Raw genomic sequence first — 23,147 nt, 5'->3', positions numbered from 1 at the left:
CCGCGAAGGCCCCCGCCAGGCCGATGGCGGCTCCCCCGGCGGCGATGCCGCCGCCCGCCGCGCTCGCGCCCGGCGCCGCGCCGGGCGCGCCGGCGGAGCGGTGAGGACGGCCTCGGGCTCGTACCGCCCGAGCGTGCGCCCAGGGCGCACGCTCCCCGGCTACCGCCCTGGCGGGCCGTCGCGGTAGAGTCGGGCCAGCACCCGGCCGCCTGGCCGGGCGCGCCCCGACATGGCCGATCTCCAGAACGAGTTCTCCTGGTCGAAATCCCGCCACGAGAAGTTCGCCGGGTGCCGGCGCGCGTACTTCGACACCTACTACGGGAGCTGGGGCGGCTGGGAGGCGGCGCACGGCTCGGACGTCCGCGAGCTGTACGTCCTGAAGAAGCTCTCGTCCCGGTGGCAGTGGGCCGGCTCGGTGGTCCACGCGTCGCTCAAGCAGCTCCTCTCCGCGGCGCGGGCCACCGGGACGTTCTGGTCGCTCGAGAAGCTCCTCGAGCGGACCCGCGCCCGGGCCCGCGCCGAGTGGGCCACCTCGCGCGAGAAGTCCTACTGGCGCGAGGCCTCGCGGATCGTGGGGCTCGTCGAGCACGAGTACGGCGAGCCGGTCCCCGACGCCGACTGGAAGCGGCTCTACGAGGAGACCATCGAGGGGGGCCTGCGGCGCTTCTGGGCGAGCCAGACCTTCGAGGAGATCCGGCGCACGCCGCGCGATCGGTGGCTCACCGTGGACGAGCTCGACTCCTGGATCTTCGAGGGGTCGAAGATCTGGGTGGCGATCGACTTCGCGTACCGCGACGCGGACGGCCGGGTGCAGGTCCTCGACTGGAAGACCGGCAGGGAGCGCGGGGTCGACCACGTGCAGGTGGGGATCTACGCGCTCTACGCGCAGCGGAAGTGGGGCGTCCCCCCCGACGGCGTCGTGGGCGGGCTGGTCTACCTCGCGGGCGAGGGGGACGCCGCCGAGCGGGTGTCCGTGGCGGCGGACCCGACCGCGCTCGAGGCCTGCCAGGCGACGATGCGCGGCTCCATCGCCGAGATGAGGGCGGCGCTCGTCGATCCCGCGCGGAACGTGGCCCGGCTGGAGGCGTTCCCGATGGTCGAGGACCGCGAGGTCTGCCGGCGCTGCCCGTTCCGCCGCCCCTGCGGGCGACTGTAGCGACGGGCCGCGCGTGCGTCACGAGCCGGGCCGCGCCGTCGGCGGCGAGAGCGCCTTCGCGAGCCGGATCGCCGCGAGGGCGCCGCCGCCCGGGAGGGGCACCCGGATCCGGCGCCCGCCGCCGTACCCGCGCGCGCGGTAGAACGGCTCCCCGTTGAGCGAGGCCTTCACCACGAGCCGGCGCGCCCCGCGGCGGCGCGCCTCCGCCTCGACCCGGGCGAGGAGGAAGGTCCCGACCCCCCGGCCGGCGACCGCCGGCCGGACGAAGACCGCGGTGACCTCGGCAGGCGGACCGAGCGTGAACGCCGCGTAGCCGACGACGTGCCCGGCGCGCTCGGCCACGAAGGCGACCTCGCCGCCCGCGACGAGGGCCCACCGATGGTAGAGCGGGCCGAGCCGGGTCCAGGCGGCGAGCTGGCTGGGCGGGTAGGCGCCGCGGGCGAGGGCGCGGACGCTCGCGCGCTGGACGCGGGCGAGCGCGGGCGCGTCCGCGACCGTGGCGCGGCGGAGCGCGGCCGCGAGCGGCGCCCCGCGGGCGATCACTCCTTCCCGTCCTTCTCGACGAGGCCGTGCCGGGCGAGCTTCTCGTAGAAGGTCGAGCGGTGCAGGCCCGCCGCCTCGGCGGCCTTGGCCACCTGGCCGTCCGCCTCCCGGAGGAGGTCCTCGAGGAAGCGCCGCTCCCAGGCGTCGCGCGCCTTCCGGTACCGCCCCTCGGTCCCGGTCGCCGCCTCCTGGGCCGGCTGCGCGATCTCGGGCGGGAGATCGGCGAGGGCGATCGCGTCGCCGCGGGCGAGGAGGAGGCCGCGCTCGATGGCGTGCTCGAGCTCCCGGACGTTGCCGGGCCACGGGTGATCGAGGAGGGCGCGCATCGCGTCGGCGTCCAGCGGGAGCGGCGGGCGCCCGAGGCGGAGCGCGTGCTTCTGGACGAGGTGCTCGACGAGGAGCGGGAGGTCCTCGCGCCGCTCGCGGAGCGGCGGGAGCCGGAGCGGCACCACCCGCAGCCGGAAGTAGAGGTCCTCCCGGAACTTCCCCTCCTTCACCCTCCGCGCGAGATCCTCGTTCGTCGCCGCGATCACCCGGACGTTCGCCTTCCGCGCCTTGCGGCTGCCCACCGGGATGAACTCGCCGTCCTGGAGGACGCGGAGCAGCTTGGGCTGGAGCGCGAGGGGCAGCAGCCCGATCTCGTCCAGGAACAGCGTGCCGCCCTCCGCCTCGGCGAAGAAGCCGGGGCGCGGCTGGTCGGCGCCGGTGAAGGCCCCCTTCTCGTGGCCGAACAGCTCGGACTCGGCGAGGCTCTCCGGGATGGCGCTCATGTTGAGCGCGACGTAGGGGCCGGCCGCGCGGGGCGAGAGCGCGTGGGCGGCGCGGGCGAGCAGGTCCTTGCCGGTGCCGGACTCGCCCTCGATCAGGATCGGCACGTCGGAGGGCGCGATGCGCTCGAGCATCGAGACGAGGTCCCGCATCGGCTGCGACTTGCCCACGATGCCGTGGACGCTGAAGGTCCCCTGGAGCGCCGAGCGGAGGCGCGCGTTCTCCTTCTTGACCCGGGCGTGCTCCACCGCCCGGGCGACCACGATCTCGAGCTCCTCCGGCTCGAAGGGCTTCTTCAGGTAATCGAACGCCCCGGCCTTCATCGCCTCGACCGCGGTCTCCACGGTCGCGAAGGCGGTGACGAGGATGACGGGGATCTCCGGCGCCTTCGCGCGCAGCGCGCGGAGGGCCTCGAGGCCGTCCATCCCCGGCATCCGGAGATCCGTCACCACCGCGTCGAAGTCCGCGCGCTCCACGGCCGGCAGCGCCTCGGCGACGGAGGCGAAGTCGAACACGTCGTACGATCGCGCCAGGACGCGCTTCGCCATCTGCCGCGCGCTCTCGAGATCGTCGATCACCATCAGCTTGGGCTTGGGGGCGCTCATGGGGGCGAGCCTCCTCCCGCGGTCCGGGCGGGGACGGCGGGCGCGGGCTCCGCCGCGGCCGCGGGGAGGCGGATCCGGAAGCGGGCGCCCTGGCCCGGGGGGCTCTCGACCTCGGCCGCGCCGCCGTGCGCCTCGGCGGCCTGCCGGACGATCGCGAGGCCGAGCCCGGTGCCGTTCGCCTTCGTGGTGAAGAAGGGCTCGAACACGTGCGCGAGGGCGCCCGGCGGGATCCCCGGGCCCGTGTCCTCGACCTCGACGAGCACGCCGCCGTCCGGCCCGGACCGCGCCCGCGCGGTGAGCCGCCCTCCGCCCCGCTCGCCCATCGCGTGGATCGCGTTCACGCACAGGTTCAGGAAGGCCTGGCGGAGCAGCTCGGCGTCGGCGAGCACGTCGGGCAGCCCGGGCTCGATCTCCACCGCGCGCTCCACCTTCGCCTGGGCGGCGGCGGGCCCCACCACCTCGACCGCCTCGCGGAGGATCGGCTCGACCGGCTGCACGATCGGCCGGACCGTCCGGGCGCGGGCGAAGACGAGGAACCGCTCGATGAGCCCGGCCGCCCGGACCACCTCGCGCCGGATCGCTTCGACGTCCGGCCGGTTCGGAGAGTCGTCGGGCAGCTCGCGGGCGGTGACCGCCGCGTACCCGCGGATCACGTTGAGCGAGTTCCCGAGCTCGTGGGCGAAGCCCGCGGCGATGCCCCCCAGCGTCGCGAGCCGGTCCGCGCGGAGCACCTCGCGCGTCTTCTGCGCGACCCGCTCCTCCAGCTCGGCGATGAGCCGCTGGTTCTCGGCGCGCCGGTCGTCGAGCCGGGCGGACATGTGGTTGAACGCGCGGACGAGGTCGGCGAGCTCGCGGTCGTCGGGCTCCTCGAGGCGCACCCCGCGCTCCTCGGCGAGCGACTCCGCCGCCGCGGCGAGCGAGACGAGCGGCTGGGTCACGCGCCGGATGAAGATCGCGGCGAGCACGTGGCCGAGGAGGATCCAGAACGCCGCGACGATGCTCGCGCCCCACGCGAGGTTGCGCGCGTTCCCGATCACCTCCTCGTGCGTGAAGTCCACGCTGACGGCGCCGACGAGCTCGCCGCCGGCGCGGACGATGGGCGCCGAGGCGATGATCCCCTCGGGACGGATGAGCCGCCCGAGCGCCTGGAGCGGCCAGTCGGCGGCGCGGAACTCGGTGGGGGGCGCGCCCTCGGGGCACGGCTCGCCCGTCCGCGAGAAGCAGGCGAGGAGCTTGCCGCGCCGGTCCACGATCCACGCCCGGTCGACCCGGTCCTGGCCCAGCGAGCTCCGCGCCGTCGAGGCGAGCCGCTCGACGACGATCGGCAGCGCCCGCTCGGCCCCCGCGTCCACGCCGTCCGGGCGGACCCAGTGCGCCGCGGCGCTCGCCGCCGTCGAGGCGAGCGCGACGCCCTCGCGGGCGAGCAGCTCCTGGCCGCGGACCACCTCGCGCCAGAGGGCGACGGCGGTCACGCCGGACGTCGCGAAGATGATGACGCCGGCGATGAGGACGAAGAGCTTGATCCGGAGGGTCACCGGGCCTCACCGGACGGCGGCGCGCGCCGGGAGCGGCGCGCCGCGGAAGGAGTGGCAGTCGAGGCACGGCTTGCCGGCGGCGTGCCGGCGGGCGCCGGCGTGGCAGCGCGTGCAGCCGCTCGCGTCGGCGATCCAGACGTGCGGCCGGTGGCAGTCGAGGCAGGTGCGGTGCGCGGCGATCCCGTGGAGGCCGCCCTGCGCCATCGCCTCGGGCGTGTGGCACTCCGCGCAGGCGGCGAGCGTCCGGCCCCTGGGCCGGTGGGGCCGGTGGCAGCTCGCGCACTCCATCTTCACGGGCGAGTCGCTCATGGGCGCGCGGATCCCCTGGGCCGTGTGGCAGCGCAGGCAGTCGCGGCGCGTCGGGCGGAGCCCCGGCCCGTCCGCGAGGAAGTCGTGGCAGGCGAAGCAGTGCAGGCTCGCCATCTTCGGGTCGTTCACGGCGTGCCCGGGGTGGCACTCCTGGCACCTCGACGCGATCGGCTCGAAGCCGTGCATGCTCGCGGCGTGACAGCGGACGCAGGCGATCCCCTTCTCCTCGTAGTGCAGCTTGTGGCCGCGCGAACCGCCCACCTGCGGCCAGCGCGGGTCGTGCGAGAAGTGGCAGGAGGCGCACGCGCCCACCTCCACGTCGGCGTGCTTGCCGGTCGGCCTCTCGCCGGCGACGAACGAGCGGAGCATGGCGAGCCCCTGCTCCGTGGTCGCGTGGTGGCACCGCTGGCAGGCGACGGTGTGGTGGGTGCCGCCCATCCAGAGCGCGAACTCGGGGCTCGCCCGGTGGCACGTCGCGCAGAGCCGCGGGTCCTCGTCCACGAACCGCTTGAGCCGGAGCGTCCCCATCACGGCGGCGAAGGCGGCGAGGGCGGCGAGACCGCCCGCGAGCGTCTTCGCGTTCCGTGACCAGCGCCGCCTCATGGACCGGCCGATTCTAGATCGCCCGCGGGCGGGTTCACGAGGCCGCAAAAGAAAAGGGCCGCGCCGGGGAGGCGCGGCCCTGATCGGCGGGCTGGACGACGGCCCGGGGACCTACTTCTCGAGGCCCCCCTTGAGCCGGTCGTACTCGAGCGGGTGCTCGTGCTTCAGGTTGTCCACCGTGATCCGGCCGTTCAGCCAGGCCCAGTTCATCGGGAAGATCGAGGGCTTCAGGTGGACGTTGTAGAAGTGCACCACGAAGAGGAAGAGGATCGCGAGCGTCGCCTCCTCGCCGTGGATGATGATCGCCGCGGTGATGAGCCACGACGGGGCGTGGGCGGCGAAGAAGGCCGGGAACCAGAACACGAACCCGGTGCCGACCATCATCACGATGCCCCAGAACACCGCCCAGTAGTCGAACTTCTCCAGGTACATGTAGCGGTCGAACTGGGGCCGCTCCTTCTTCAGGCCGAGCATGAAGAGGATGTTGTCCCGCATGTCGAGCGCGTCCTTCGGGAGCGGGAGCATCGACATCGGGAGCCGCTTCTTCGACGCGAGGAACGTCAGGTAGAAGAGGTGGTAGACGGACGACGTGATGATGAGGATCGCGCCGACGCGGTGCCACATCGCGGCGCCCTCCGCGCCGCCGAAGATCCGCATGAACGCCTGCGAGTAGGGGGCCGCGTCCTTGCCCGCGAGGAGCGGGGCGGACCCGAACGTCCCGGCGCCGCGGAGCGGCCAGCCGGTGATGCCGAGCAGGATCACGCCGGAGAGCATGAACCAGTGCTGGATGCGCTGGTGGAGGTCGAACCGGATCACCGACCGGATCGCGCCGACCGCGTCGGCGTGGCCGTCCTTCTTCGCCGCGAGCCGGCTGCGGAGCTCGTAGAGGAAGTCGATGAGGACGTGGAACGCGAAGAAGAGGAGCGTCAGGGTGGTGAGCCAGGAGAAGGCGAGGTGCACGACGTGCGGGACGACGTGCCCGCCGATCTCCTGGATGGGCTTGTGCGCGATGAGGGCGGCGAAGTTGTCCGACGCGCCGGGGTGGCACCGGCCGCAGGCCTCCTTCTTGCGCTGCGCAGAGACCATCGCCCGCGGATCGGTGCGGGCGAGGATCGCGTGCGTCCCGCCCTCGGCGAGCGGCGCGGCGTGGCAGTTCGTGCAGGAGGGCGCGAACCTGTTGCCCACGCGGACGAGCCGGCCGTGTATGGAGTCGTGGTAGGTGCTCGCGATCTCGGCGCTCAGGCCGGCCGTCTTCGCGAACTCCTCGTTCCCGTGGCAGCCCTCGCACCGCTTCGCCATGGCGCGGCGGTCGGCCGGGATCGGCTCGCGCGTGCCCGGCTTGGGCGCGTACTTCGCGAGCGGCTGCGCGGCGTGGATCTCGCCGTGGCAGGAGGCGCAGACCGGGCCGGCCACCTTGGCGTCGGCGGTGAGCCACCGGCCGTGGACGGAGCCGGTGAACGCGGTCACCACGTCGCCGTGGCAGTTCGCGCACGCGAGGTACGCGCGCGGAGACTTCACCGTCTCCTTGCGGTCGCCCTCGCCCCAGCTCGCCTTCGCGAGCCGCGCGACGAACGCCTCGTCGGCCGGCGCGACCTTCGCCTCGCCGTCGTGCGGGCCCATCGCGTAGCCCTGGTGACAGTCGGTGCAGCCGACGCCGTTCTGGGCGTGGACCGACTTGAGGAAGTCGGCGGTCTTGAACTCCGGACCGTCGCCGCCCTTCTTGTGACACTCGAGGCAGCTGTCGGCGCCGGCCGGCAGCTTCGCCTCTTGTGCGAGGGCGGAGCTGGAGAAGAGGACCGCGAAAGCTAGGAAGATGGCTCGCATAGGCTCGGTTCGCTCGTGCAACGTGTGTGCCTTGGCACCCGGAAAGGCGGTCATTCTAAGCATCGAGGCTTCCATCACTTTGATGGGAGTCAAGGGCGTGGAGATCGCATGGTTTGCGCCAAAAAGCGCCGTCCGGGAAAGGACATGCGCGCGGGCGCGCGCGACGAAATGACGAGCCTGGCCGCGAAGGGCCAGGCTCGCCTTCTCCATGAAGCCCGTTCGCGGCCTAGCGGCTCGCCTGCTCCTCGGTCGCCGGACGCCGAGACGCGACCGCCGTGATGGCGCCCACCGCCGCGCCCGCGGCCGCGCCGAGGACCGCGAAGAGGGAGCCGACCGCCGTCACGCCGAGCACCATCCCGAAGACGATGAGGCCGCGCGCGACGAGGGTGGGCTCGACCGGCGTGCCGACGATGCCGCTCGCGAGGAGGAGACCGGCGTAGCCCCCGTAGAGCAGCGACGGGAGGAGCGCGACGGCGAGGAACAGCGCGAGCCCGATGCCGGCGCCGATGAGGGAGGGGACCTTCGAGTGCATGACGTTCTCCGTGAGGTGAAGCCCGAGCTTCCGAGGCTCTCGGCGGCGCCACCGCGCCGCCTACGCTCCTCACCGTCTGCACGGATCCGGCCAGCGCGCGGGCACGGGTTCTCGCGAGGTTGGCGGGCGCGCTGTCGGGAGTTGCCGACGACCCCTCCGGTACGCCCGACGCGGCGTGATCGCGGTCAGGCAGGATCGGCGCTCCGGTTCCGCCGGGGGGAGCGGTGGCCTTCGGGTTCGCGTCCGCAGTCGCCGGGGGCCCGATGACGAGACGCGAACGGCGCGGGCGTCGAGCCCGCGCCGTCGGCGGTGATCCAGGTGAGGGAGGCGGGACTTCGGGGGTGGCGCCGTCAGGCCGCGGCGGCGGTCACCTGCCGGAGCATGTCCAGCTCTTCGAGGGCCTTGCCGGCGCCGATGACGACAGAGCTGAGGGGGTCCTCGGCGAGGAAGACGGGGAGGCCGGTCTCCTCGCGGAGGAGGACGTCGAGGTTCTTGAGGAGGGCGCCGCCGCCGGCGAGGACGATGCCGCGGTCGGCGATGTCGCCGGCGAGCTCGGGCGGCGTCCGCTCGAGCGCGATCTTCACGGCCTCGACGATGCCGTGCACCGGCTCGGCGATCGCGTCGCGGATCTCGGTGGACGTGACGGTGAGCGTGCGGGGGACGCCGGCGACGAGGTCGCGCCCCTTGATGTCCATCGTGAGCTCCTCCTCGGTCGGGTAGGCGGAGCCGATGCCCATCTTGATGAGCTCGGCGGTGCGCTCGCCGATGAGGAGGTTGTACTTGCGCTTCACGTGCTGGACGATCGCCTCGTCGAGCTTGTCGCCGGCGACGCGGACGGAGCGGCTGTAGACGATGCCGCCGAGGGAGATCACCGCGACGTCGGACGTCCCGCCGCCCACGTCCACGATCATGTTGCCGGAGGGCTCGGTGATGGGGAGCCCGGCGCCGATGGCCGCGGCCATGGGCTGCTCGATCAGGTAGACCTCGCGGGCGCCCGCGCTCTCGGCCGCCTCGCGCACCGCCCGCCGCTCCACCTCGGTGATCCCGGAGGGGATCCCGATGATGATGCGGGGCTTCACGAAGCTCTTCCGGTTGTGGGCGGTCTGGATGAAGTACTTGAGCATCGCCGCCGTGACCTCGAAGTCGGCGATGACCCCCTCGCGCATGGGCCGGATGGCGACGATGTTCCCGGGCGTGCGCCCGAGCATCTCCTTCGCCTCCTTGCCGACCGCGAGGACCTTGCGGCCGCCGCGCGCGTCCTGCTGGACGGCCACGACGGAGGGCTCGTTCGAGACGATGCCCATGCCGCGGATGTAGATGAGCGTGTTCGCGGTCCCGAGATCGATGGCGAGATCACGGGACAGGAAGCGATGGACGATGTTCAGCACGAGTTTGTCTTCCCCTCGGAGTGTGGCGGGCGGGCGCTACGGTCGGGACAACACGCATCCGTCCCGAAACCTTTCGCGCGCGGAGAGAATCACAGCCGGGCCGTCCCTCGCCTCCCTCCTCGGGCGGGCGCTGAAGGAGGTGGGGGTCGGATGGGACATCAGGTCCCGGGCGTGTACCCCGTGCCCGTTCCCGTCATCCGTGGCCGATCCCCGTGCCCGTCTCCCGCTTCCCGTGTCCCCTGGCCCGCGAATCCGTCCGGGCCGGACGGGCCACGGGCCACGGACGCGGTTCACGGGTCACGCAGAAGACGGTGACGGTGACGGGCACGGTTCACGGGCCCATCGCGGCGCCTCGTCAGAGGGGCCCGTGCCAGGCGAGCAGCCGGGATGGCTACGGCTGGCTCGCCGGTGCAGCGGGCGAGCGGGGAGGCGGACGCTGTTCCGGACCCGCCCGGCGCCCCTCGACTCCGCGGCGCTGCGCGCCGCTACGCTCGGGGTGAGCGGGGCAGTTGGCGTGCTACGCGTGCGCCGTGACCTGGCGCAGAATGTCCAGCTCTTCGAGGGCCTTGCCGGCGCCGATGACGACGGAGCTGAGGGGGTCCTCGGCGAGGAAGACGGGGAGGCCGGTCTCCTCGCGGAGGAGGACGTCGAGGTTCTTGAGGAGGGCGCCGCCGCCGGCGAGGACGATGCCGCGGTCGGCGATGTCGCCGGCGAGCTCGGGCGGCGTCCGCTCGAGCGTCACCTTCACGGCCTCGACGATCCCGTTCACCGGCTCGGAGAGCGCCTCGCGGATCTCGGACGAGGTGACGGTCAGGGTCCGGGGGACGCCGGCGACGAGGTCGCGCCCCTTGATGTCCATCGTGAGCTCCTCCTCGGTCGGGTAGGCGGTCCCGATGCCCATCTTGATGAGCTCGGCGGTGCGCTCGCCGATGAGGAGGTTGTACTTGCGCTTGATGTGCTGGATGATCGCCTCGTCCATCTTGTCGCCGGCGACGCGGACGGAGCGGCTGTAGACGATGCCGCCGAGGGAGATCACCGCGACGTCGGACGTCCCGCCGCCGATGTCGACGATCATGTTGCCGGAGGGCTCGGTGATGGGGAGCCCCGCGCCGATGGCCGCGGCCATGGGCTGCTCGATCAGGTAGACCTCGCGGGCGCCCGCGCTCTCGGCCGCCTCGCGCACCGCGCGCTTCTCCACCTCGGTGATCCCGGAGGGGATCCCGATGATGATGCGGGGCTTCACGAAGCTCTTCCGGTTGTGGGCGGTCTGGATGAAGTACTTGAGCATCGCCGCCGTGACCTCGAAGTCGGCGATGACCCCGTCCTTCATCGGGCGGATGGCGACGATGTTCCCGGGCGTGCGCCCGAGCATCTCCTTCGCCTCCTTGCCGACCGCGAGGACCTTGCGGCCGCCGCGCGCGTCCTGCTGAACGGCGACGACGGAGGGCTCGTTCGAGACGATGCCCATGCCGCGGATGTAGATGAGCGTGTTCGCGGTCCCGAGGTCGATCGCGAGGTCCCGGGACATGATGTTGTGAAGCCAGTTGAGCACGGCGGGTCCGGACTATAGCAGGGGGGGAGGGACGAACAAGCGTTTCGGGGGTTACGCTGCGGTGGGCGGCCCGCGCCGCGTCGGCCGCGGGTCAGCGGTCGATCGGTCGGGCACCTCGTCGTGGGTGACCTTCGCTCTGCACGGCTTCGGGAACCAGCGCCGACCTTGTACCACGGCCATCGCGGCGCGGCGGGAGGGGTTTCCCGGGGACGAGCGGTCGGGATACTCTCGCGGTACGACGATGGCCGCGCCGAGCGCCATTTCCGAGGGCCGAGCGCCCTGCCCGGCCTGCGGGTACCTCGCCGCTCCGGGCCCGGCCACGGTGAACTTCTGCCCCAAGTGCGGCCAGGATCTCCGCGCCGGCGCCGGCGCCGACGAGCGCACCGAGACGCACGCGCTCCTCGAGCAGGTGATCGCGGACCGGTACCGCCTCGTCGCGCTGATCGGCGAGGGGGGCATGGGCGCGGTCTACAAGGCCGAGCACATCCGGATGGGCAAGGCGCTCGCCGTGAAGATCCTCCGCGGCGACTTCGCGCGCGATCCGGCGGCGACGGCCCGCTTCAAGGCGGAGGCGCAGATCGTCTCCCGCCTGTCCCACCCGCACACCATCGCGGTCTTCGACTTCGGCGAGATCGAGGCGCTCGGCGGCTTCTACCTCGCGATGGAGTACGTCCCGGGGAAGGACCTCGCCCTGGCGCTCCGCGACGAGCAGCGGTTCCCGGAGCCCCGCGCGGTGGAGATCGGGCAGCAGATCCTCGGCTCGCTCGCCGAGGCGCACGAGGCCGGGATCGTGCACCGGGACATGAAGCCCGGGAACGTGATGCTCATGCAGACGCGCCCCGGCGAGGACTTCGCGAAGGTCCTCGACTTCGGGATCGCGAAGCTCCGCGACGAGGGGCCGGGCAGCAGCACCACCACCACGACCACCGTGGGCGCCATCGTCGGCACGCCGAGCTACCTCGCGCCGGAGCAGGCGCGCGGCGACGGCGTGGACGCGCGGTCCGACCTGTACGCGGTGGGCTGCCTCCTCTACGAGCTCGTCGCCGGCCGGCCGCCCTTCACCGCCCCGAGCCCGATGGCGGTGGTCGCCGCCCACCTCCACGAGGCGCCGCCGCCCCTCCTCGACGTCGCGCCCGGGACGAGCCGCGCCTTCGCCGAGATCGTGCACCGGGCCCTGCAGAAGCGCCCCGCCGATCGCTTCCAGAGCGCCGACGAGTTTCGCGCCGCGCTCCTCGGCCTCGCGGCCCCGGCCGCGCCGCGCCGCGCGCCGGCGCCGGCTCGGATCACGGGCGAGCTCGCCCTCGCGCGCCGCGAGGACTTCCGCGACTTCGACCGGCAGGTCGCCGCGCTGCGCCGGAGCCGGATCGCCGCCCCGCTCTCGGCGGCGCTCCTCCTCGCGGCGGCGGGCGCCGCGGCGTGGCGCTGGGACGACCTCTACACCTTCGTCGCGACCCGCGCCCCCGCGGTCGCCCAGGCGCTCCCGCGCGCGCTGCGGCCGAGCGACCACTTCGACGGGGTGGAGCACGAGCCGAACGACGTCGCCTCCCAGGCCAACCCGCTCCCGCTCCCGCCGGGGAAGGACGGCCGGCCGGCCGGCGGCGTCGCGGTGGTGCGCGGCTTCGTCGGCGCGAAGCTCTCCGACACCGTGGGGGACGCCGACGTGTACCGGCTCGAGATCCCCGCCGTGGACGGGCGGAAGGTCCTCGTGGCCGAGTGGCACGGCGAGCGGGCCGGCGACGGCATCCGCGGGCTGGACGTGACGCTCTCCCTGAACCGCGAGCGCGGGGAGGGCGAGGGGCGGAGCTCGGCGCCCCTCGTCGCCTCCGTGGACCGCGGCGGCCCGGGGCGGCCCGAGCGGCTCGTCGCCGCCGTCCGCCCGGGCGCGTACTACCTCACCGTCCGCGAGCGCCACGACGAGGCGACCGGCCCGGTGGAGAAGCCGAGCGATCCGTACCTGCTCGAGGTGCACCTCGAGGACCCCGGCCCGGGGGAGGAGATCGAGCCGAACGACGCGCCGGAGGAGGTCGGCGCGCGCGAGCAGCGGTACCCGGAGTGGCGCGAGCTCGCCGAGGCGAACGCGCTCGGCGAGGGCTCGGCGGCGGTGGGGGAGACCTCGACCGACGACCCGGACACCTGGGCGATCCGGGCGGGCGGTCCGGCGGAGGCCCCGCAGGCGGTGGTGGCGGTGCCGGATCCCGGGGTCGCGCTCGCGGCGCGGCTCTGGATCCCGGACGCGACCGATCTGGCGCCGCCGCGGAACGCCGACCGGGTGCGCTGGGAGGACGCCGCGACCGGCGGGCCGGGGGAGCTCCTGTTCCTGGCGCTGCCCTCGGTGCCGCGCGAGGGCGCCCCGGCGCTCCTCCAGCTCCGCGCCGCGGAGGGGGAGGGCCGCTACCTCCTGCTCGCGCTGGGGCCGGGGAGCGGCTCCGGGGCCGCGGTGCAGGCGCGGATCCGCGCCCTCGCCGACGCGGGCCGGCTCCCGTCGGCGCTCGAGCTCGCGGCGGGGTTCGCGCGTCACGTGCCGCGCTCGCCGGCGCGCCGCGAGGTGCTCGTGCTGGCCGGCGGGCTCGCGGAGGAGGCGGCCCCCCGGCTCTCACCGGACGAGGTGGTCCGGTTCGACCGGGCGGCCCGCGCCCTCGGCGCGGCGATCTTCGACGTGGAGGACGGGGCGGTGCGCTACCGCGCCGGGTTCGAGGCCCGCGTCGAGGGGAAGGACCGCCTCGCGGAGGTGGCGGCGCTCCGGGCGGCGCGCCTCGCGGCGCCCTGCACGCCGGAGGAGCTGGCGGCGCGGATCGAGGCGTTCCTGGAGCGGTTCCCGGAGGCGGAGCACGCCGCCGAGGCCCGGCGCTGGCGGGCGCGCGCGCTCGAGGAGGCGCTCGCGCGGGCGGGCGGGAAGGATCCGGCGCTCGCGCAGCGCGCGATCGCCGCCTGGGAGCGGCTCGCGACGGGCGCGGCGGCGGACGAGGCGCGCGCCGCGCTCGCGCGGTTGCGCGCGAAGGGCGGCCCGGTGGCGCCGCCGGGCCGCGTCTGCCCGGATCCGGCCGCGCCGCGCTGACCGTCGCCGGCGGACCGGGGCCCCACGCGCGACCGGAGAAAGACGAAGGGCCGGCTCCCGGGGGAGCCGGCCCTCCTCACATCGGGGGCGGGCGGTTGCTACGCCTGCTCCGCCTCGACCTTCACCTTGACCTTGCCGGCCACGTCGGAGTGGAGCTTCACCGCGACCTCGAACTCGCCGAGCGTCTTGATCGGCTCGACGAGGTCGATGGCGCGGCGGTCGATCTGCACGCCGCGGGCGACGAGCGCCTCGGCGATGTCGAGCGCCGTCACGGACCCGTACAGCTTGTCCTGCTCGCCGACCTTGCGCGCGAGGGTGACCGGCGTCTCGGCGAGCCGCTTCGCGACCGCCTCGGCGGAGGCCCGCATCTTGGCGGCCTTCGCGGCGGCGACGGTCTTCTGGTGCTCGAGCTCGCGGACGTTCTTCGGGTTCGCCACGACCGCGAGGCCGCGGGGGAGGAGGAAGTTCCGGCCGTAGCCGGGCTTCACGTCCACCACCTCGCCGCCCTTCCCGAGGTTCTCCACGTCTTCACGGAGGATGAGCTTCATCGGGGGGGCTCCTTTCTACGTTCCGGAGACGGTGTACGGCAGGATCGCGAGCATGCGGCCGCGCTTGATGGCGGTCGCCACCTCCCGCTGGTGCTTCGCGCAGTTGCCGCTGATCCGGCGCGGGATGATCTTGCCGCGCTCGGTGAGGAAGTACTTCATCTGCCCCTGGTCCTTGTAGTCGACCTTGAGCGTCTTGTCGGCGCAGAACCGGCAGACCTTGCGCCGGCCGAAGCCGCGCCGCCCGCCGCCCTCCTCGCCGCCGCGGTCCTCGCGGTCGCCGCCGCGGAACCCGCCGCCACCGCCGCCGCCGCCGAAGCCGCCGCTGCGCGGACCGCCGAACGAACCGCCCGCCTTGGGACCACCCATGTCAGGACGTGCCATGGCTATTCCTCCTGCCCTTCGCGCTCGGCCTCGAAGTGCTCCTCGCCGTGGTGCGCGCCGAACTCACCGCGCTCGTCCCGCGGCTTCGGCGTCTCCTCCTCGACCGGCTGGAGCTTCACGTCGGGCTCGACCTGGCGGGCGTCGAAGTCCACGCCGTCGGCGAGCTTCACCGACTGGAACTTCGTGACCGCGTCGATCATCTTCAGGTTCCGCTCGAGCTCGCCGACGAGCCCGGGCTTGCCGATGTACAGGGCGTGCATGTAGAGCGCGCGGGCGTTCTTCGACACCGGGAACGCGGTCTTGCGCTTGCCCTGGTTGGTGAACCGGATCACCTTCCCGCCCTCGCGGCCGACCACGCCGCGGAGGCGCTCCTTGATCTCTTCCACCTGATCGTCGGGCGTCTCGGCCTTGAGCAGGTAGATCGTCTCGTACTCGCGCACGAGGTTTTTCGCTTCTGCCATGTCGCTCCCCTCGGGTTCATAGCGGCGGTTCGCCCGCCGCGAGGAGTCGTGCTGCGCCGTCCGGCCCGCCGGCCCCATGCCGGCGGATCGCGGTCCTTCTCGTCTACTGCCCCGCCGCGCGGGCGCGGCGGTTCACCTGGTTCATCGCCTTCGCGGCGCCGAGCTCGGCCGCGAGCCGGGCCGCCTCGGCGGCGCGCTCCACGCACTCCTGGAGCTCCGCCTCCTCGCCCTTGCCCCACCGCCCGAGCACGTAGTCGGCCGGGTCCATCCGGGGGGGCGGGCGACCCACGCCGACGCGCACGCGCGCGTAGTCGGGGCCGCCCACGTGGGCGTTCACGCTCTTCACGCCGTTGTGGCCGCCGTGCCCGCCGCCGACCTTGAGCTGCACCCGGAACGGCTCGAGCTCGAGCTCGTCGTGCACGACGACGAGATCCTCGAGGCCGAGCTTCCAGAAGCGCAGCGCAGCGCCGACCGCCTCGCCGGAGCAGTTCATGTAGGTCTGGGGCTTCATGATCCAGACCCGCTCCGGCCCGAGGCGGGCCTCGGCGAGCTCCGCCGCGAACTTCTTCGCGGTGAAGCTCGCCCCGGCGAGCTGCGCCAGCCGATCCGCCACGAGGAAGCCGACGTTGTGGCGGGTGCGGGCGTACTCTTCGCCGGGGTTGCCGAGGCCGACCACGAGCTTCAAGCGGCGCCCTTACTTCTTGCCGCCCTTTTCGGCGGGCTTGGCACCCTTCGCCGCAGCCGGAGCCGCGCCGGCGGCCGGAGCCGCCGCGCCCGCAGCCGGAGCCGCGCCGCCGGCCGGAGCCGCAGCCGCGCCCTCCGCCGGAGCCGCGCCGGGAGCCGCCGCCACCGGGACGACGACCTCCTCCTTCTCGGGCACCGCGACGAAGGCGACCACGTAGTCGGTCGCGAACTTGAACTTGCACCCCTCGGGCGCCTTCAGCTCGGAGACGTGGATCGAGCGGCCGATCTTGAGCTCGGTGACGTCCACCTCGATCCGGACCGGGATCTTCGCCGGGAGCGCCTCGACCACGATGTCGTGGGCCGCGATCGAGAGGATGCCCCCCTCCGCGACGCCGGCGGCCTTGCCGGTGGTCACGACGGGCACCGTCACGCGGACGGGCTGGTCGAGCTTCACCTCGAGGAAGTCCGCGTGGAGCAGCTTCCGGGTGACCGGATCGACCTCGTACTCCTTGAAGAGGACGTGCTTCTCGCCGCCGTCGAGCTTCAGGGTGAGGAGGGTGTTGAGCTTGTGCGGGGTCTCGATCGCCTTGAGGAGCAGGCCCGGATCCACGGAGATGTGGCTCGGCTCGCTCATGCGGCCGTAGACGACCGCGGGGATGAGGCCCTGGGAGCGGAGGCGGCGCGCGGGGCCCTTGCCCTTGCCATCGCGCTTCGCAACCGTGAGGACGTTCTCGGCCATTCTTTCCTCCCAGTGGACTCGCGGCCGATCTTCGGCGGCGCGAGGGGCCTGGCGGAAAAGCGCCGTGGGCCCTGGGTGGTGTGTGAGGGGCCTCTCTCGAATCGGGAGGGGCCCGTGGGAACGGCGGTGATTAGACGAAAAGACGAGCCGTGTCAACGCTCCTGGTGGAAGGAGGCGCACCGATGCCCAACCCGGATCCGGAGAGGAAGCAGCCGTTCGGGGGGGAGGCGCCGGAGGAGGCGCCCGTCGTCGAGGATCGGGAGGAGCTCCCGGGGCAGCCGCCGCGGCGAGAAGGCTCGCCCCTGGTCGAGCCGGATCGGGAGCCGGGGATACCGGAGCCGATTCCTCCTGGGCCCGGATCCCCTTCGTAGCGGACCAAGAAGGAACCGCAGCGACGGATCCGGACTGTCACCGTGCCCGCATCCCGCATTCATGGCCCATGTCTCGTCGGATCACGGGAGCGGGCCACGGGCCACGCGAGACGGTTCGCGGGTCACGGAGCGGCCGGTGACGGTGACGGGCACGGCTCACGGCCAGCCGAGCGCCGCGCCGCTACACGAACAAGCTCGACAGCGAGTCGCCCGTGTGGATGCGGCGGATGGCCTCCGCGAGGAGCCCGGCCACGGAGAGGGTCCGGATCTTCGGGCAGGCCGCGGCGTTCGGGGCGAGCGCGATCGTGTTGGTCGCGACCACGTCCTCGATCGGGCTCTTCATGATCCGGTCGACCGCGGGCCCGGAGAGGACCGCGTGGGTCGCGTAGGCGTAGACCTTGGTCGCGCCCTTGTCGACGAGGGCGTTCGCCGCCTGCGTGAGGGTGCCGGCGGTGTCGATCATGTCGTCGAGGAGGACCGCGACCTTGCCGTTCACCTCGCCGATCACGTTCATGATCTCGGCGACGTTGGGCTTCGTACGCCGCTTGTCGATGATGCCGAGGGTCGCCCCGAGCCGCTTCGAGTAGGCCCGGGCACGCTCCACGCCGCCCGCGTCGGGCGACACGATCACGACGTTCTGCGCCTCGCCGTCGAACCGCTTGCGCATGTGCTCGAGCAGCACCGGCACCGCGTAGAGGTGGTCGAAGGGGACGTTGAAGAAGCCCTGGATCTGGCCGGCGTGCATGTCCATCGAGACGACGCGCGTCGCGCCGGCGGCGGCGAGGAGGTCGGCCACGAGCTTGGCGGTGATCGGGACGCGGGGCGCGCTCTTCCGGTCCTGCCGGGCGTAGCCGTAGTACGGGATCACCGCGTTGATGGAGCCCGCCGACGCGCGCTTCAGCGCGTCGATCATGATGAGCAGCTCCATCAGGTTGGTGTTCGCGTCGGGGGAGGTGGACTGGATCACGAACGTGTCCGTCCCGCGGACGTTCTCGCCGATCTCGACCTGGATCTCGCCGTCGGAGAAGCGCCCGACCATCGCCCGGGCGAGGGGCCGGCCGAGCTCCTTCCCGATCGCCTCGGCGAGCTGCCGGTTCGAGTTGCCCGAGAAGACCCGGTAATCGGGCCGTTGATCGTTTTGCATGTTCGCGCGCTCCGCTCGTGACGCGAAAATAAGGACACCGCCGGTCGGGACTACCGACACGACAACGTCACGAGGCGCCCCTTATACCGGATGGGGTCGATGCGGTCGACCCGGGTGCGCGGAGGTTCCACCTGCACCCCCGCGCGGCCGGGGGCTACGCGTCGTGCGCCTCGGTGCCGGTGGGGCGCGGGCCCGTGCCCTTCTTCACCTCGCGCTCGTACTCCGCGAGGATCGTCCGCTCCATCTTCTCGCGGGTCTCGGAGTTGAGCGGGTGGGCGATGTCCTTGAACGTGCCGTCCTTCCGGCGCTTCGCGGGCATCGCGATGAACAGGCCGGAGTTGCCGTGGATCACCTTGAGATCGCGGACCACGAAGCAGTGGTCCAGGGTGATCGTCACGTAGGCCTTCAGCTTCTCCTCGCTGACCGGGAAGACGCGGACCTCGGTGATCTCCATGGCGTGACCCTCGGCTGCCGTCGCACCGTGCGCGCGACGATGACCCGCGCGCGCGCTCCCACGTCTCGCTCCGTCACCGCCGCCGCCCGCCGCGCTGCGCTCCGGTCCCGGAAGAGGCCGAAGACCGTCGGGCCGCTGCCGGACATTATAGCTTTCGTCGCGCCGCTCCCAACGAGCAGCCCCAAGAGCGGCGAGAGCGCCGGCCGCTCGGCGAGGCAGGCCGGCTCGAGGTCGTTGCCCAGCAGGGACGGGCGGAACCGGCCGGGCCGCCGGAGGGCGGGCGGCGGGGACCGGCCCTCCCGGGACGCGTCGAGCCAGCGGTACGCGTCGCCGGCGCGGATCGCGAGGGCCGGGTCCTCCGGGTAGACGAGGACCAGGTCGAGCCGCGGGACGTCCGCGGGGCGGAGCCGCTCGCCGCGTCCCGCCGCCCAGGCCGGCCCCGGCCCGAGGAAGAACGGGACGTCGGACCCCACGGAGAGGCCGACCTCCGCGAGGGCCGCCGCGTCGCGGATCCGGAAGGCGCGCGCGAGGCAGCGGAGCACCGCCGCCGCGTCGGAGGAGCCGCCGCCCAGGCCGGCGGTGACCGGCGTCCGCTTGTCGATCCGGATCGCGATGCCGCGCTCGACCCCGAAGCGCGCGCGGAAGGCCTCCGCGGCGCGCGCCGCGAGGTTCGAGGGGCCGTCGAGGTCCGGGTGGCCGGGGACGCGGCAGGTGACCTTCCCTCGCCGCGCGGAGACGCGGACGTCCACGCCGTCCCCGAGATCGAGGGGGACCATGAGCGAGAGGATGTCGTGGAACCCGTCGGCGCGGGCGGGGCCGACGCGCAGGACCAGGTTCACCTTGGCGGGGGCGATCGTGTGGAGTCGCACGGCCGACCTCTAGCACGGCGGGCCCCTCCGGACGAGGCGCGGCGGGTGGTGGCCGGGCTCCCCGAGGAGAGCGTGGCGAGGCCCGCGCCGGCCGGGCACGATGCGGCGGCGCCGCGGGGCCCGGGCGCGAGGAGGCGAGGATGATCGCGGGGCGGATGGCGCTCGGGATCCTGGTCGCGCTGGAGGTCGCGGCGGGCTGCCGCCGCGGCCCCGCGCCGGCCGAGCCGGTGAAGGTGATCGTCACGAAGAACGGCTGGGAGCCGTGGAAGATCCCGGCGCGGAAGGGCGAGAAGCTCGTGCTGCTCGTCACGCGGACGACCGACGAGACCTGCGCGACCGAGCTCGTGATCCCCGAGGCCGGCGTGAACGTGCCGCTGCCCCTGGGGAAGGAGGTGCGGATCGAGCTCACGCCGGAGCGGACCGGCCCGCTCCGGTTCTCCTGCGCGATGAAGATGTTCCAGGGCGTGATCGAGGTGCGGTGACGCCGGCGACGCGCGGCGCGCCGCCGCTCATTTAGGCCGGGGCGTCGCGGGTGCGAGGCATTATGCTCCCGGCTCGTGCGCGACCTCTCCTACGATCACGTGCCTTACCGGATGAGCGAGATCGAGCACCGGTACGGCGACCACGTACACATCATCGCGAACCCGTTCCTGCTCGGGCAGCTCGCGACGCTCTGCGCGAAGGAGACGCGCCAGCCGGAGATCAACCGGCTCGTGCGGCTGCTGTACGAGGACCTCATCCGCACGGTCCTGAACGTCGAGTTCCCCCGCCGACGCGCCGCGGTCCCGACGCGGATGATCGACAGCTCGCCCCAGGCGATCTTCGAGGGCGAGGTGATCGACCGGAGCGTCCGGGCGGTCACCGTGAACATCGCCCGCGCCGGCGCCGTCCCGTCCCAGCTCGTGTACGACCTGCTCAACGAGACGCTCGACCCGTCGCTCGTCCGGCAGGATCACCTCATCATGAGCCGGATGCTCGGCGAGAACGAGGAGGTCGTCGGCGCCGGGATCGGCGGGATGAAGATCGGCGGCGACGTGGACGACGCGTTCCTGCTCTTCCCCGATCCGATGGGCGCCACCGGGAGCTCGCTCGCCACCGCGATCGAGACCTACAAGAAGAAGGTCCCCGGCACGCCGCGCGGGATCGTGAACATCCACCTCATCGTCACCCCCGAGTACCTGCGCACGATGACGAAGGCGCACCCGGACGTCCGCGTCTACGCGATCCGGCTCGACCGCGGCCTGTCCTCGCCCGACGTCCTCGCCACCGTGCCCGGGACCCGCTGGGACGAGGAGCGCGGCCTCGACGACCACCAGTACATCGTCCCCGGCGGCGGCGGGTTCGGGGAGATCATGAACAACGCCTATGTCTAGCGACCTCCGGCCCAAGGTGGACGTGCTCATCGGCGAGGCGGACCTCAGCGCGCGCGTCGCCCAGCTCGGCGCCGAGATCACCCGCGACTACGCGGGCAAGCCCCTCGTGGTGATCGGGGTGCTGAAGGGCAGCTTCGTGTTCCTCGCCGACCTCGTGCGGGCGATCGACCTGCCGATGGCGGTGGACTTCATCGGGATCAGCTCGTACCAGGGCACGCGCACGAGCGGCGTCGTCCAGATCACGAGCGACCTCACCCGGCCGATCGAGGGGAAGGACGTCCTCCTCGTCGAGGACATCGTCGACACCGGCCTCACGATGAAGTACCTGCTCGCGAACCTCGCCACGCGGCGGCCGGCCAGCGTGAAGATCGCCGCGCTCCTCGAGAAGCCGTCCCGGGCCCAGGTGAAGATCCCGATCGACTATCGCGGCTTCGTCATCGGCGACGAGTTCGTGGTTGGATACGGGCTCGACTGGGACGGCAAGCTCCGGAACCTGCCCTTCGTGGGCGTTCCGCGCACCTAGAGCGACACGCGGAGGAAGACGAGATGGCCGAGGAACGGCAGCGCCGCGGTGGGGCCGGGCTCTTCGCCTGGTTGCTCATCCTGGTCCTGGTCGCGGTGGTGGTCTGGCTCGCCTCCGAGCGGAACGCGCGGACCTGGACCCTCACCGTCGACGAGGGGCGGCTCGTCGTGATGAAGGGCTACATGCTCCCTGCCGGCCGCCAGGCGTTCAAGACGAGCGATCCCGCCCTGGCGGCGGCGTACGCGCCCATCGTCCTCCCGCCCGGGAAGGCGGCGCCCGCCGAGCAGTCCTTCGACGACCGGAGCGCCCTCGATCAGGCGCTCTACGACCTCCTCGCCGGCTGGGCGCGGGAGGACATCGGGAGCGGGGATCCGGCCCGGCTCGAGCGCGGGCTCGGCTACGTCGATCGCGCCGAGCACCTCGGCGGCGTCTCCCAGGCCCAGCGCCAGGATCTCGCCGCGCTGCGGGGCGAGTCCGGCTACTTCGAGGCCCGGCGGCTCCTCGAGCACGCCGCCGACGAGCTCCGCGACGCGGCGGGGAAGCTCGCCGAGGCGGGGCGCTCCCGGTCCGCGCACGCGATGGACGCGCAGATGCTCGTCCACGACGTCGAGGCGGCCCGGGACGCGGCGGTGACCGCGCTCCGGTCGAGCAACGCCCGGCGCGAGCAGGCGCCCCGCCCACCCGCACCCACCCCCGCCCCCGCCCCGGCCCCCGGCGGCGCCCCCGCTCCGGCGGCGCCCGCCAGCGCTCCCTGAGCAGCCGGGGTCCCGCCGGCCCCGCGAAGCGAGCGCCTCCTCGCCTGCCGCGCCGCAGGCCGGCCGGGCGGCTCCCGGTGTACCATCTGCCCCCAATGGCCTCCTTTCACGCGCGGAACGGCGCGGGCGAGCTGCTCGCGCGCTACAGCTTCGTGGAGCCCCTGCTCGCCGGGAAGCGGGTGCTCGAGCTCGGGGCGGCCCGCGCCACCGCGGGCGCCTCGGGGCTGCTCCTGGCCGAGCGGGGCGCCGCCGCCGTCCTGTCCCTCGAGCCCGAGGAGGCGGACCTCGACGAGGCCCGCGCGGCGGGCCACCACCCGTTCGTGCAGTACCGCGCCGGAGATCCGGCGGCGCTGCGCCCCGGCACCTTCGATCTCGTCCTCGTCGCCGACGGCGCCGAGCTCGCGCGCGAGCCGGACCGCGTCGCCCGCCTCCGGCGCCTGCTCGCCCCGGGCGGGCGGCTGGTGACCGCCGTCGCCGCGGGCGGCGCCGGGCTCGCCGACCTCGCGGGCGAGCCGCCCGCCGCGGCGCTTCCCGCGTACGAGGCGTTCGTGAACGCCCTCTCCGACCAGTTCCCGCTGGTGGAGGTGGCCGCGGCGTCCGCGACCGTCGGCTGGATCTTCGGCATCGGCGCCGCGGAGGACCCGGACATCGCGATGGACGGCACCCTCGCCGGCACCCCGGAGACCGCCGCCTACGTCGCGATCTGCGGGGACGAGCCGTCCGGGCTCGAGGGGTTCACGGTGGTCGCGCTCCCCGTCCACCCGCTCGTCGAGGAGGTCACGGCGCGGCTCGGCGACGGCGGTCCGGCCGCGGCGGGGGCGCTGGCGGCGGCGCGGGACCGGGCGGAGGCGGCCGCGATCGAGGCCCGGCGCGAGCGCGACGGCGCGGTGGCCGGCGCCGCCGAGGCCCGGGAGGCGACGGCCCAGCTCGAGGCGGCGGTCGAGAAGCTCCGGGGCGAGCGCGACGCGGCGCGGG

At 73.6% G+C, this 23,147-nt stretch carries 23 protein-coding genes; 7 read left to right on the top strand and 16 right to left on the bottom strand.

The genetic code is table 11. The features are described from left to right. Positions 1-229: 229 nt before the first annotated feature. Positions 230-1,156 carry a PD-(D/E)XK nuclease family protein gene (locus tag MNZ27_RS18570; RefSeq protein ID WP_242395588.1) on the top strand — a complete coding sequence of 309 codons (927 nt, stop codon included), beginning with the start codon at positions 230-232 and terminating at the stop codon, positions 1,154-1,156. An 18-nt stretch (positions 1,157-1,174) separates the two neighbouring features. Here MNZ27_RS18570 and MNZ27_RS18565 read toward each other — a convergent pair whose 3' ends face one another. The 8 genes from MNZ27_RS18565 to MNZ27_RS18530 form a co-directional block, all read right to left on the bottom strand. Beyond that, positions 1,175-1,699, bottom strand: coding sequence for a GNAT family N-acetyltransferase (locus MNZ27_RS18565; protein ID WP_242395587.1), 525 nt, complete (start codon positions 1,697-1,699; stop codon positions 1,175-1,177). Continuing rightward, on the bottom strand, positions 1,696-3,072 hold the full coding sequence (locus MNZ27_RS18560; protein ID WP_242395586.1) for a sigma-54-dependent transcriptional regulator: 1,377 nt from the start codon (positions 3,070-3,072) through the stop codon (positions 1,696-1,698). The genes MNZ27_RS18565 and MNZ27_RS18560 overlap by 4 nt, the downstream gene beginning before the upstream one ends. Then, the gene (locus MNZ27_RS18555) at positions 3,069-4,607 is read right to left on the bottom strand and encodes a two-component system sensor histidine kinase NtrB (protein WP_242395585.1); all 1,539 of its coding nucleotides are present in this window, start codon (positions 4,605-4,607) and stop codon (positions 3,069-3,071) included. Before MNZ27_RS18555 ends, MNZ27_RS18560 begins: the two co-directional genes overlap by 4 nt. A 6-nt stretch (positions 4,608-4,613) precedes the next feature. Next, positions 4,614-5,519, bottom strand: a complete 906-nt coding sequence (locus MNZ27_RS18550) for a hypothetical protein (RefSeq protein WP_242395584.1) — start codon at positions 5,517-5,519, stop codon at positions 4,614-4,616. Positions 5,520-5,630: 111 nt separating this feature from the next. Next, the gene (locus tag MNZ27_RS18545; RefSeq protein WP_242395583.1) at positions 5,631-7,343 is read right to left on the bottom strand and encodes a cytochrome c3 family protein; all 1,713 of its coding nucleotides are present in this window, start codon (positions 7,341-7,343) and stop codon (positions 5,631-5,633) included. Positions 7,344-7,569: 226 nt separating this feature from the next. Then, positions 7,570-7,875, bottom strand: a complete 306-nt coding sequence (locus MNZ27_RS18540) for a hypothetical protein (protein WP_242395582.1) — start codon at positions 7,873-7,875, stop codon at positions 7,570-7,572. Positions 7,876-8,225: 350 nt separating this feature from the next. Next, a complete protein-coding gene (locus MNZ27_RS18535; RefSeq protein ID WP_242395581.1) occupies positions 8,226-9,263 on the bottom strand; it encodes a rod shape-determining protein in 1,038 nt (345 codons plus the stop codon). Between the two features lie 517 nt (positions 9,264-9,780). Beyond that, the gene (locus MNZ27_RS18530; protein WP_308197990.1) at positions 9,781-10,815 is read right to left on the bottom strand and encodes a rod shape-determining protein; all 1,035 of its coding nucleotides are present in this window, start codon (positions 10,813-10,815) and stop codon (positions 9,781-9,783) included. Between the two features lie 241 nt (positions 10,816-11,056). Here MNZ27_RS18530 and MNZ27_RS18525 point away from each other — a divergent pair, with 241 nt between their 5' ends. Continuing rightward, positions 11,057-13,870 carry a protein kinase domain-containing protein gene (locus MNZ27_RS18525; RefSeq protein WP_242395580.1) on the top strand — a complete coding sequence of 938 codons (2,814 nt, stop codon included), beginning with the start codon at positions 11,057-11,059 and terminating at the stop codon, positions 13,868-13,870. A gap of 98 nt (positions 13,871-13,968) precedes the next feature. Here the strand turns inward: MNZ27_RS18525 and rplI are convergent, their stop codons facing one another. From rplI to ispE, 8 genes are all read right to left on the bottom strand, one after another. Further along, positions 13,969-14,418 (bottom strand): 50S ribosomal protein L9, encoded by a 450-nt coding sequence (gene rplI, locus MNZ27_RS18520; RefSeq protein WP_242395579.1) that lies wholly within the window; start codon positions 14,416-14,418, stop codon positions 13,969-13,971. A 15-nt stretch (positions 14,419-14,433) separates the two neighbouring features. Then, positions 14,434-14,799, bottom strand: a complete 366-nt coding sequence (gene rpsR / locus MNZ27_RS18515) for a 30S ribosomal protein S18 (RefSeq protein WP_242395578.1) — start codon at positions 14,797-14,799, stop codon at positions 14,434-14,436. 2 nt (positions 14,800-14,801) lie between these two features. After that, positions 14,802-15,260, bottom strand: a complete 459-nt coding sequence (locus MNZ27_RS18510) for a 30S ribosomal protein S6 (protein WP_242395577.1) — start codon at positions 15,258-15,260, stop codon at positions 14,802-14,804. 103 nt (positions 15,261-15,363) lie between these two features. Continuing rightward, the gene (gene pth / locus MNZ27_RS18505) at positions 15,364-15,945 is read right to left on the bottom strand and encodes an aminoacyl-tRNA hydrolase (protein WP_242395576.1); all 582 of its coding nucleotides are present in this window, start codon (positions 15,943-15,945) and stop codon (positions 15,364-15,366) included. Between the two features lie 9 nt (positions 15,946-15,954). After that, positions 15,955-16,683, bottom strand: a complete 729-nt coding sequence (locus MNZ27_RS18500) for a 50S ribosomal protein L25/general stress protein Ctc (RefSeq protein WP_242395575.1) — start codon at positions 16,681-16,683, stop codon at positions 15,955-15,957. 552 nt (positions 16,684-17,235) lie between these two features. After that, a complete protein-coding gene (locus MNZ27_RS18495) occupies positions 17,236-18,198 on the bottom strand; it encodes a ribose-phosphate pyrophosphokinase (RefSeq protein ID WP_242395574.1) in 963 nt (320 codons plus the stop codon). Between the two features lie 154 nt (positions 18,199-18,352). Then, complete coding sequence (gene spoVG, locus MNZ27_RS18490) at positions 18,353-18,652, bottom strand: septation regulator SpoVG (protein ID WP_242395573.1); 300 nt, start codon at positions 18,650-18,652, stop codon at positions 18,353-18,355. Beyond that, positions 18,604-19,521, bottom strand: coding sequence for a 4-(cytidine 5'-diphospho)-2-C-methyl-D-erythritol kinase (gene ispE, locus MNZ27_RS18485; protein WP_242395572.1), 918 nt, complete (start codon positions 19,519-19,521; stop codon positions 18,604-18,606). Before ispE ends, spoVG begins: the two co-directional genes overlap by 49 nt. A 140-nt stretch (positions 19,522-19,661) precedes the next feature. Here ispE and MNZ27_RS18480 point away from each other — a divergent pair, with 140 nt between their 5' ends. From MNZ27_RS18480 to MNZ27_RS18460, 5 genes are all read left to right on the top strand, one after another. After that, entirely contained in the window at positions 19,662-20,003 is a 342-nt protein-coding gene (locus MNZ27_RS18480; protein WP_242395571.1) for a cupredoxin domain-containing protein, read from the top strand. Between the two features lie 75 nt (positions 20,004-20,078). Then, positions 20,079-20,894 carry a uracil phosphoribosyltransferase gene (locus MNZ27_RS18475; RefSeq protein WP_242395570.1) on the top strand — a complete coding sequence of 272 codons (816 nt, stop codon included), beginning with the start codon at positions 20,079-20,081 and terminating at the stop codon, positions 20,892-20,894. Continuing rightward, the gene (gene hpt / locus MNZ27_RS18470; RefSeq protein WP_242395569.1) at positions 20,887-21,417 is read left to right on the top strand and encodes a hypoxanthine phosphoribosyltransferase; all 531 of its coding nucleotides are present in this window, start codon (positions 20,887-20,889) and stop codon (positions 21,415-21,417) included. The genes MNZ27_RS18475 and hpt overlap by 8 nt, the downstream gene beginning before the upstream one ends. Before the next feature lie 23 nt (positions 21,418-21,440). Continuing rightward, positions 21,441-22,172, top strand: coding sequence for a hypothetical protein (locus MNZ27_RS18465; protein WP_242395568.1), 732 nt, complete (start codon positions 21,441-21,443; stop codon positions 22,170-22,172). Between the two features lie 95 nt (positions 22,173-22,267). Continuing rightward, positions 22,268-23,147, top strand: an 880-nt coding sequence (locus MNZ27_RS18460) for a class I SAM-dependent methyltransferase (RefSeq protein ID WP_242395567.1), incomplete at its 3' end; no start/stop codon positions are given.

Source organism: Anaeromyxobacter oryzisoli (assembly GCF_022690765.1).
In the GTDB taxonomy this organism is placed as follows: Bacteria; Myxococcota; Myxococcia; order Myxococcales; family Anaeromyxobacteraceae; genus Anaeromyxobacter; species Anaeromyxobacter oryzisoli.
The sequence above is the reverse complement of the archived record's forward strand: the minus strand, read 5'-3'. Positions and strand labels throughout refer to the sequence as shown.

What these genes read in the sequence shown, in the direction of transcription:
- MNZ27_RS18570 (WP_242395588.1), top strand. Translation starts at nt 230, where the DNA reads ATGGCCGATCTCCAGAACGAGTTCTCCTGGTCGAAATCCCGCCACGAG.
- MNZ27_RS18560 (WP_242395586.1), bottom strand. Translation starts at nt 3,072, where the DNA reads ATGAGCGCCCCCAAGCCCAAGCTGATGGTGATCGACGATCTCGAGAGC.
- MNZ27_RS18550 (WP_242395584.1), bottom strand. Translation starts at nt 5,519, where the DNA reads ATGAGGCGGCGCTGGTCACGGAACGCGAAGACGCTCGCGGGCGGTCTC.
- MNZ27_RS18545 (WP_242395583.1), bottom strand. Translation starts at nt 7,343, where the DNA reads ATGCGAGCCATCTTCCTAGCTTTCGCGGTCCTCTTCTCCAGCTCCGCC.
- MNZ27_RS18540 (WP_242395582.1), bottom strand. Translation starts at nt 7,875, where the DNA reads ATGCACTCGAAGGTCCCCTCCCTCATCGGCGCCGGCATCGGGCTCGCG.
- MNZ27_RS18525 (WP_242395580.1), top strand. Translation starts at nt 11,057, where the DNA reads ATGGCCGCGCCGAGCGCCATTTCCGAGGGCCGAGCGCCCTGCCCGGCC.
- rplI (WP_242395579.1), bottom strand. Translation starts at nt 14,418, where the DNA reads ATGAAGCTCATCCTCCGTGAAGACGTGGAGAACCTCGGGAAGGGCGGC.
- rpsR (WP_242395578.1), bottom strand. Translation starts at nt 14,799, where the DNA reads ATGGCACGTCCTGACATGGGTGGTCCCAAGGCGGGCGGTTCGTTCGGC.
- MNZ27_RS18510 (WP_242395577.1), bottom strand. Translation starts at nt 15,260, where the DNA reads ATGGCAGAAGCGAAAAACCTCGTGCGCGAGTACGAGACGATCTACCTG.
- MNZ27_RS18500 (WP_242395575.1), bottom strand. Translation starts at nt 16,683, where the DNA reads ATGGCCGAGAACGTCCTCACGGTTGCGAAGCGCGATGGCAAGGGCAAG.
- MNZ27_RS18495 (WP_242395574.1), bottom strand. Translation starts at nt 18,198, where the DNA reads ATGCAAAACGATCAACGGCCCGATTACCGGGTCTTCTCGGGCAACTCG.
- spoVG (WP_242395573.1), bottom strand. Translation starts at nt 18,652, where the DNA reads ATGGAGATCACCGAGGTCCGCGTCTTCCCGGTCAGCGAGGAGAAGCTG.
- MNZ27_RS18480 (WP_242395571.1), top strand. Translation starts at nt 19,662, where the DNA reads ATGATCGCGGGGCGGATGGCGCTCGGGATCCTGGTCGCGCTGGAGGTC.
- hpt (WP_242395569.1), top strand. Translation starts at nt 20,887, where the DNA reads ATGTCTAGCGACCTCCGGCCCAAGGTGGACGTGCTCATCGGCGAGGCG.
- MNZ27_RS18465 (WP_242395568.1), top strand. Translation starts at nt 21,441, where the DNA reads ATGGCCGAGGAACGGCAGCGCCGCGGTGGGGCCGGGCTCTTCGCCTGG.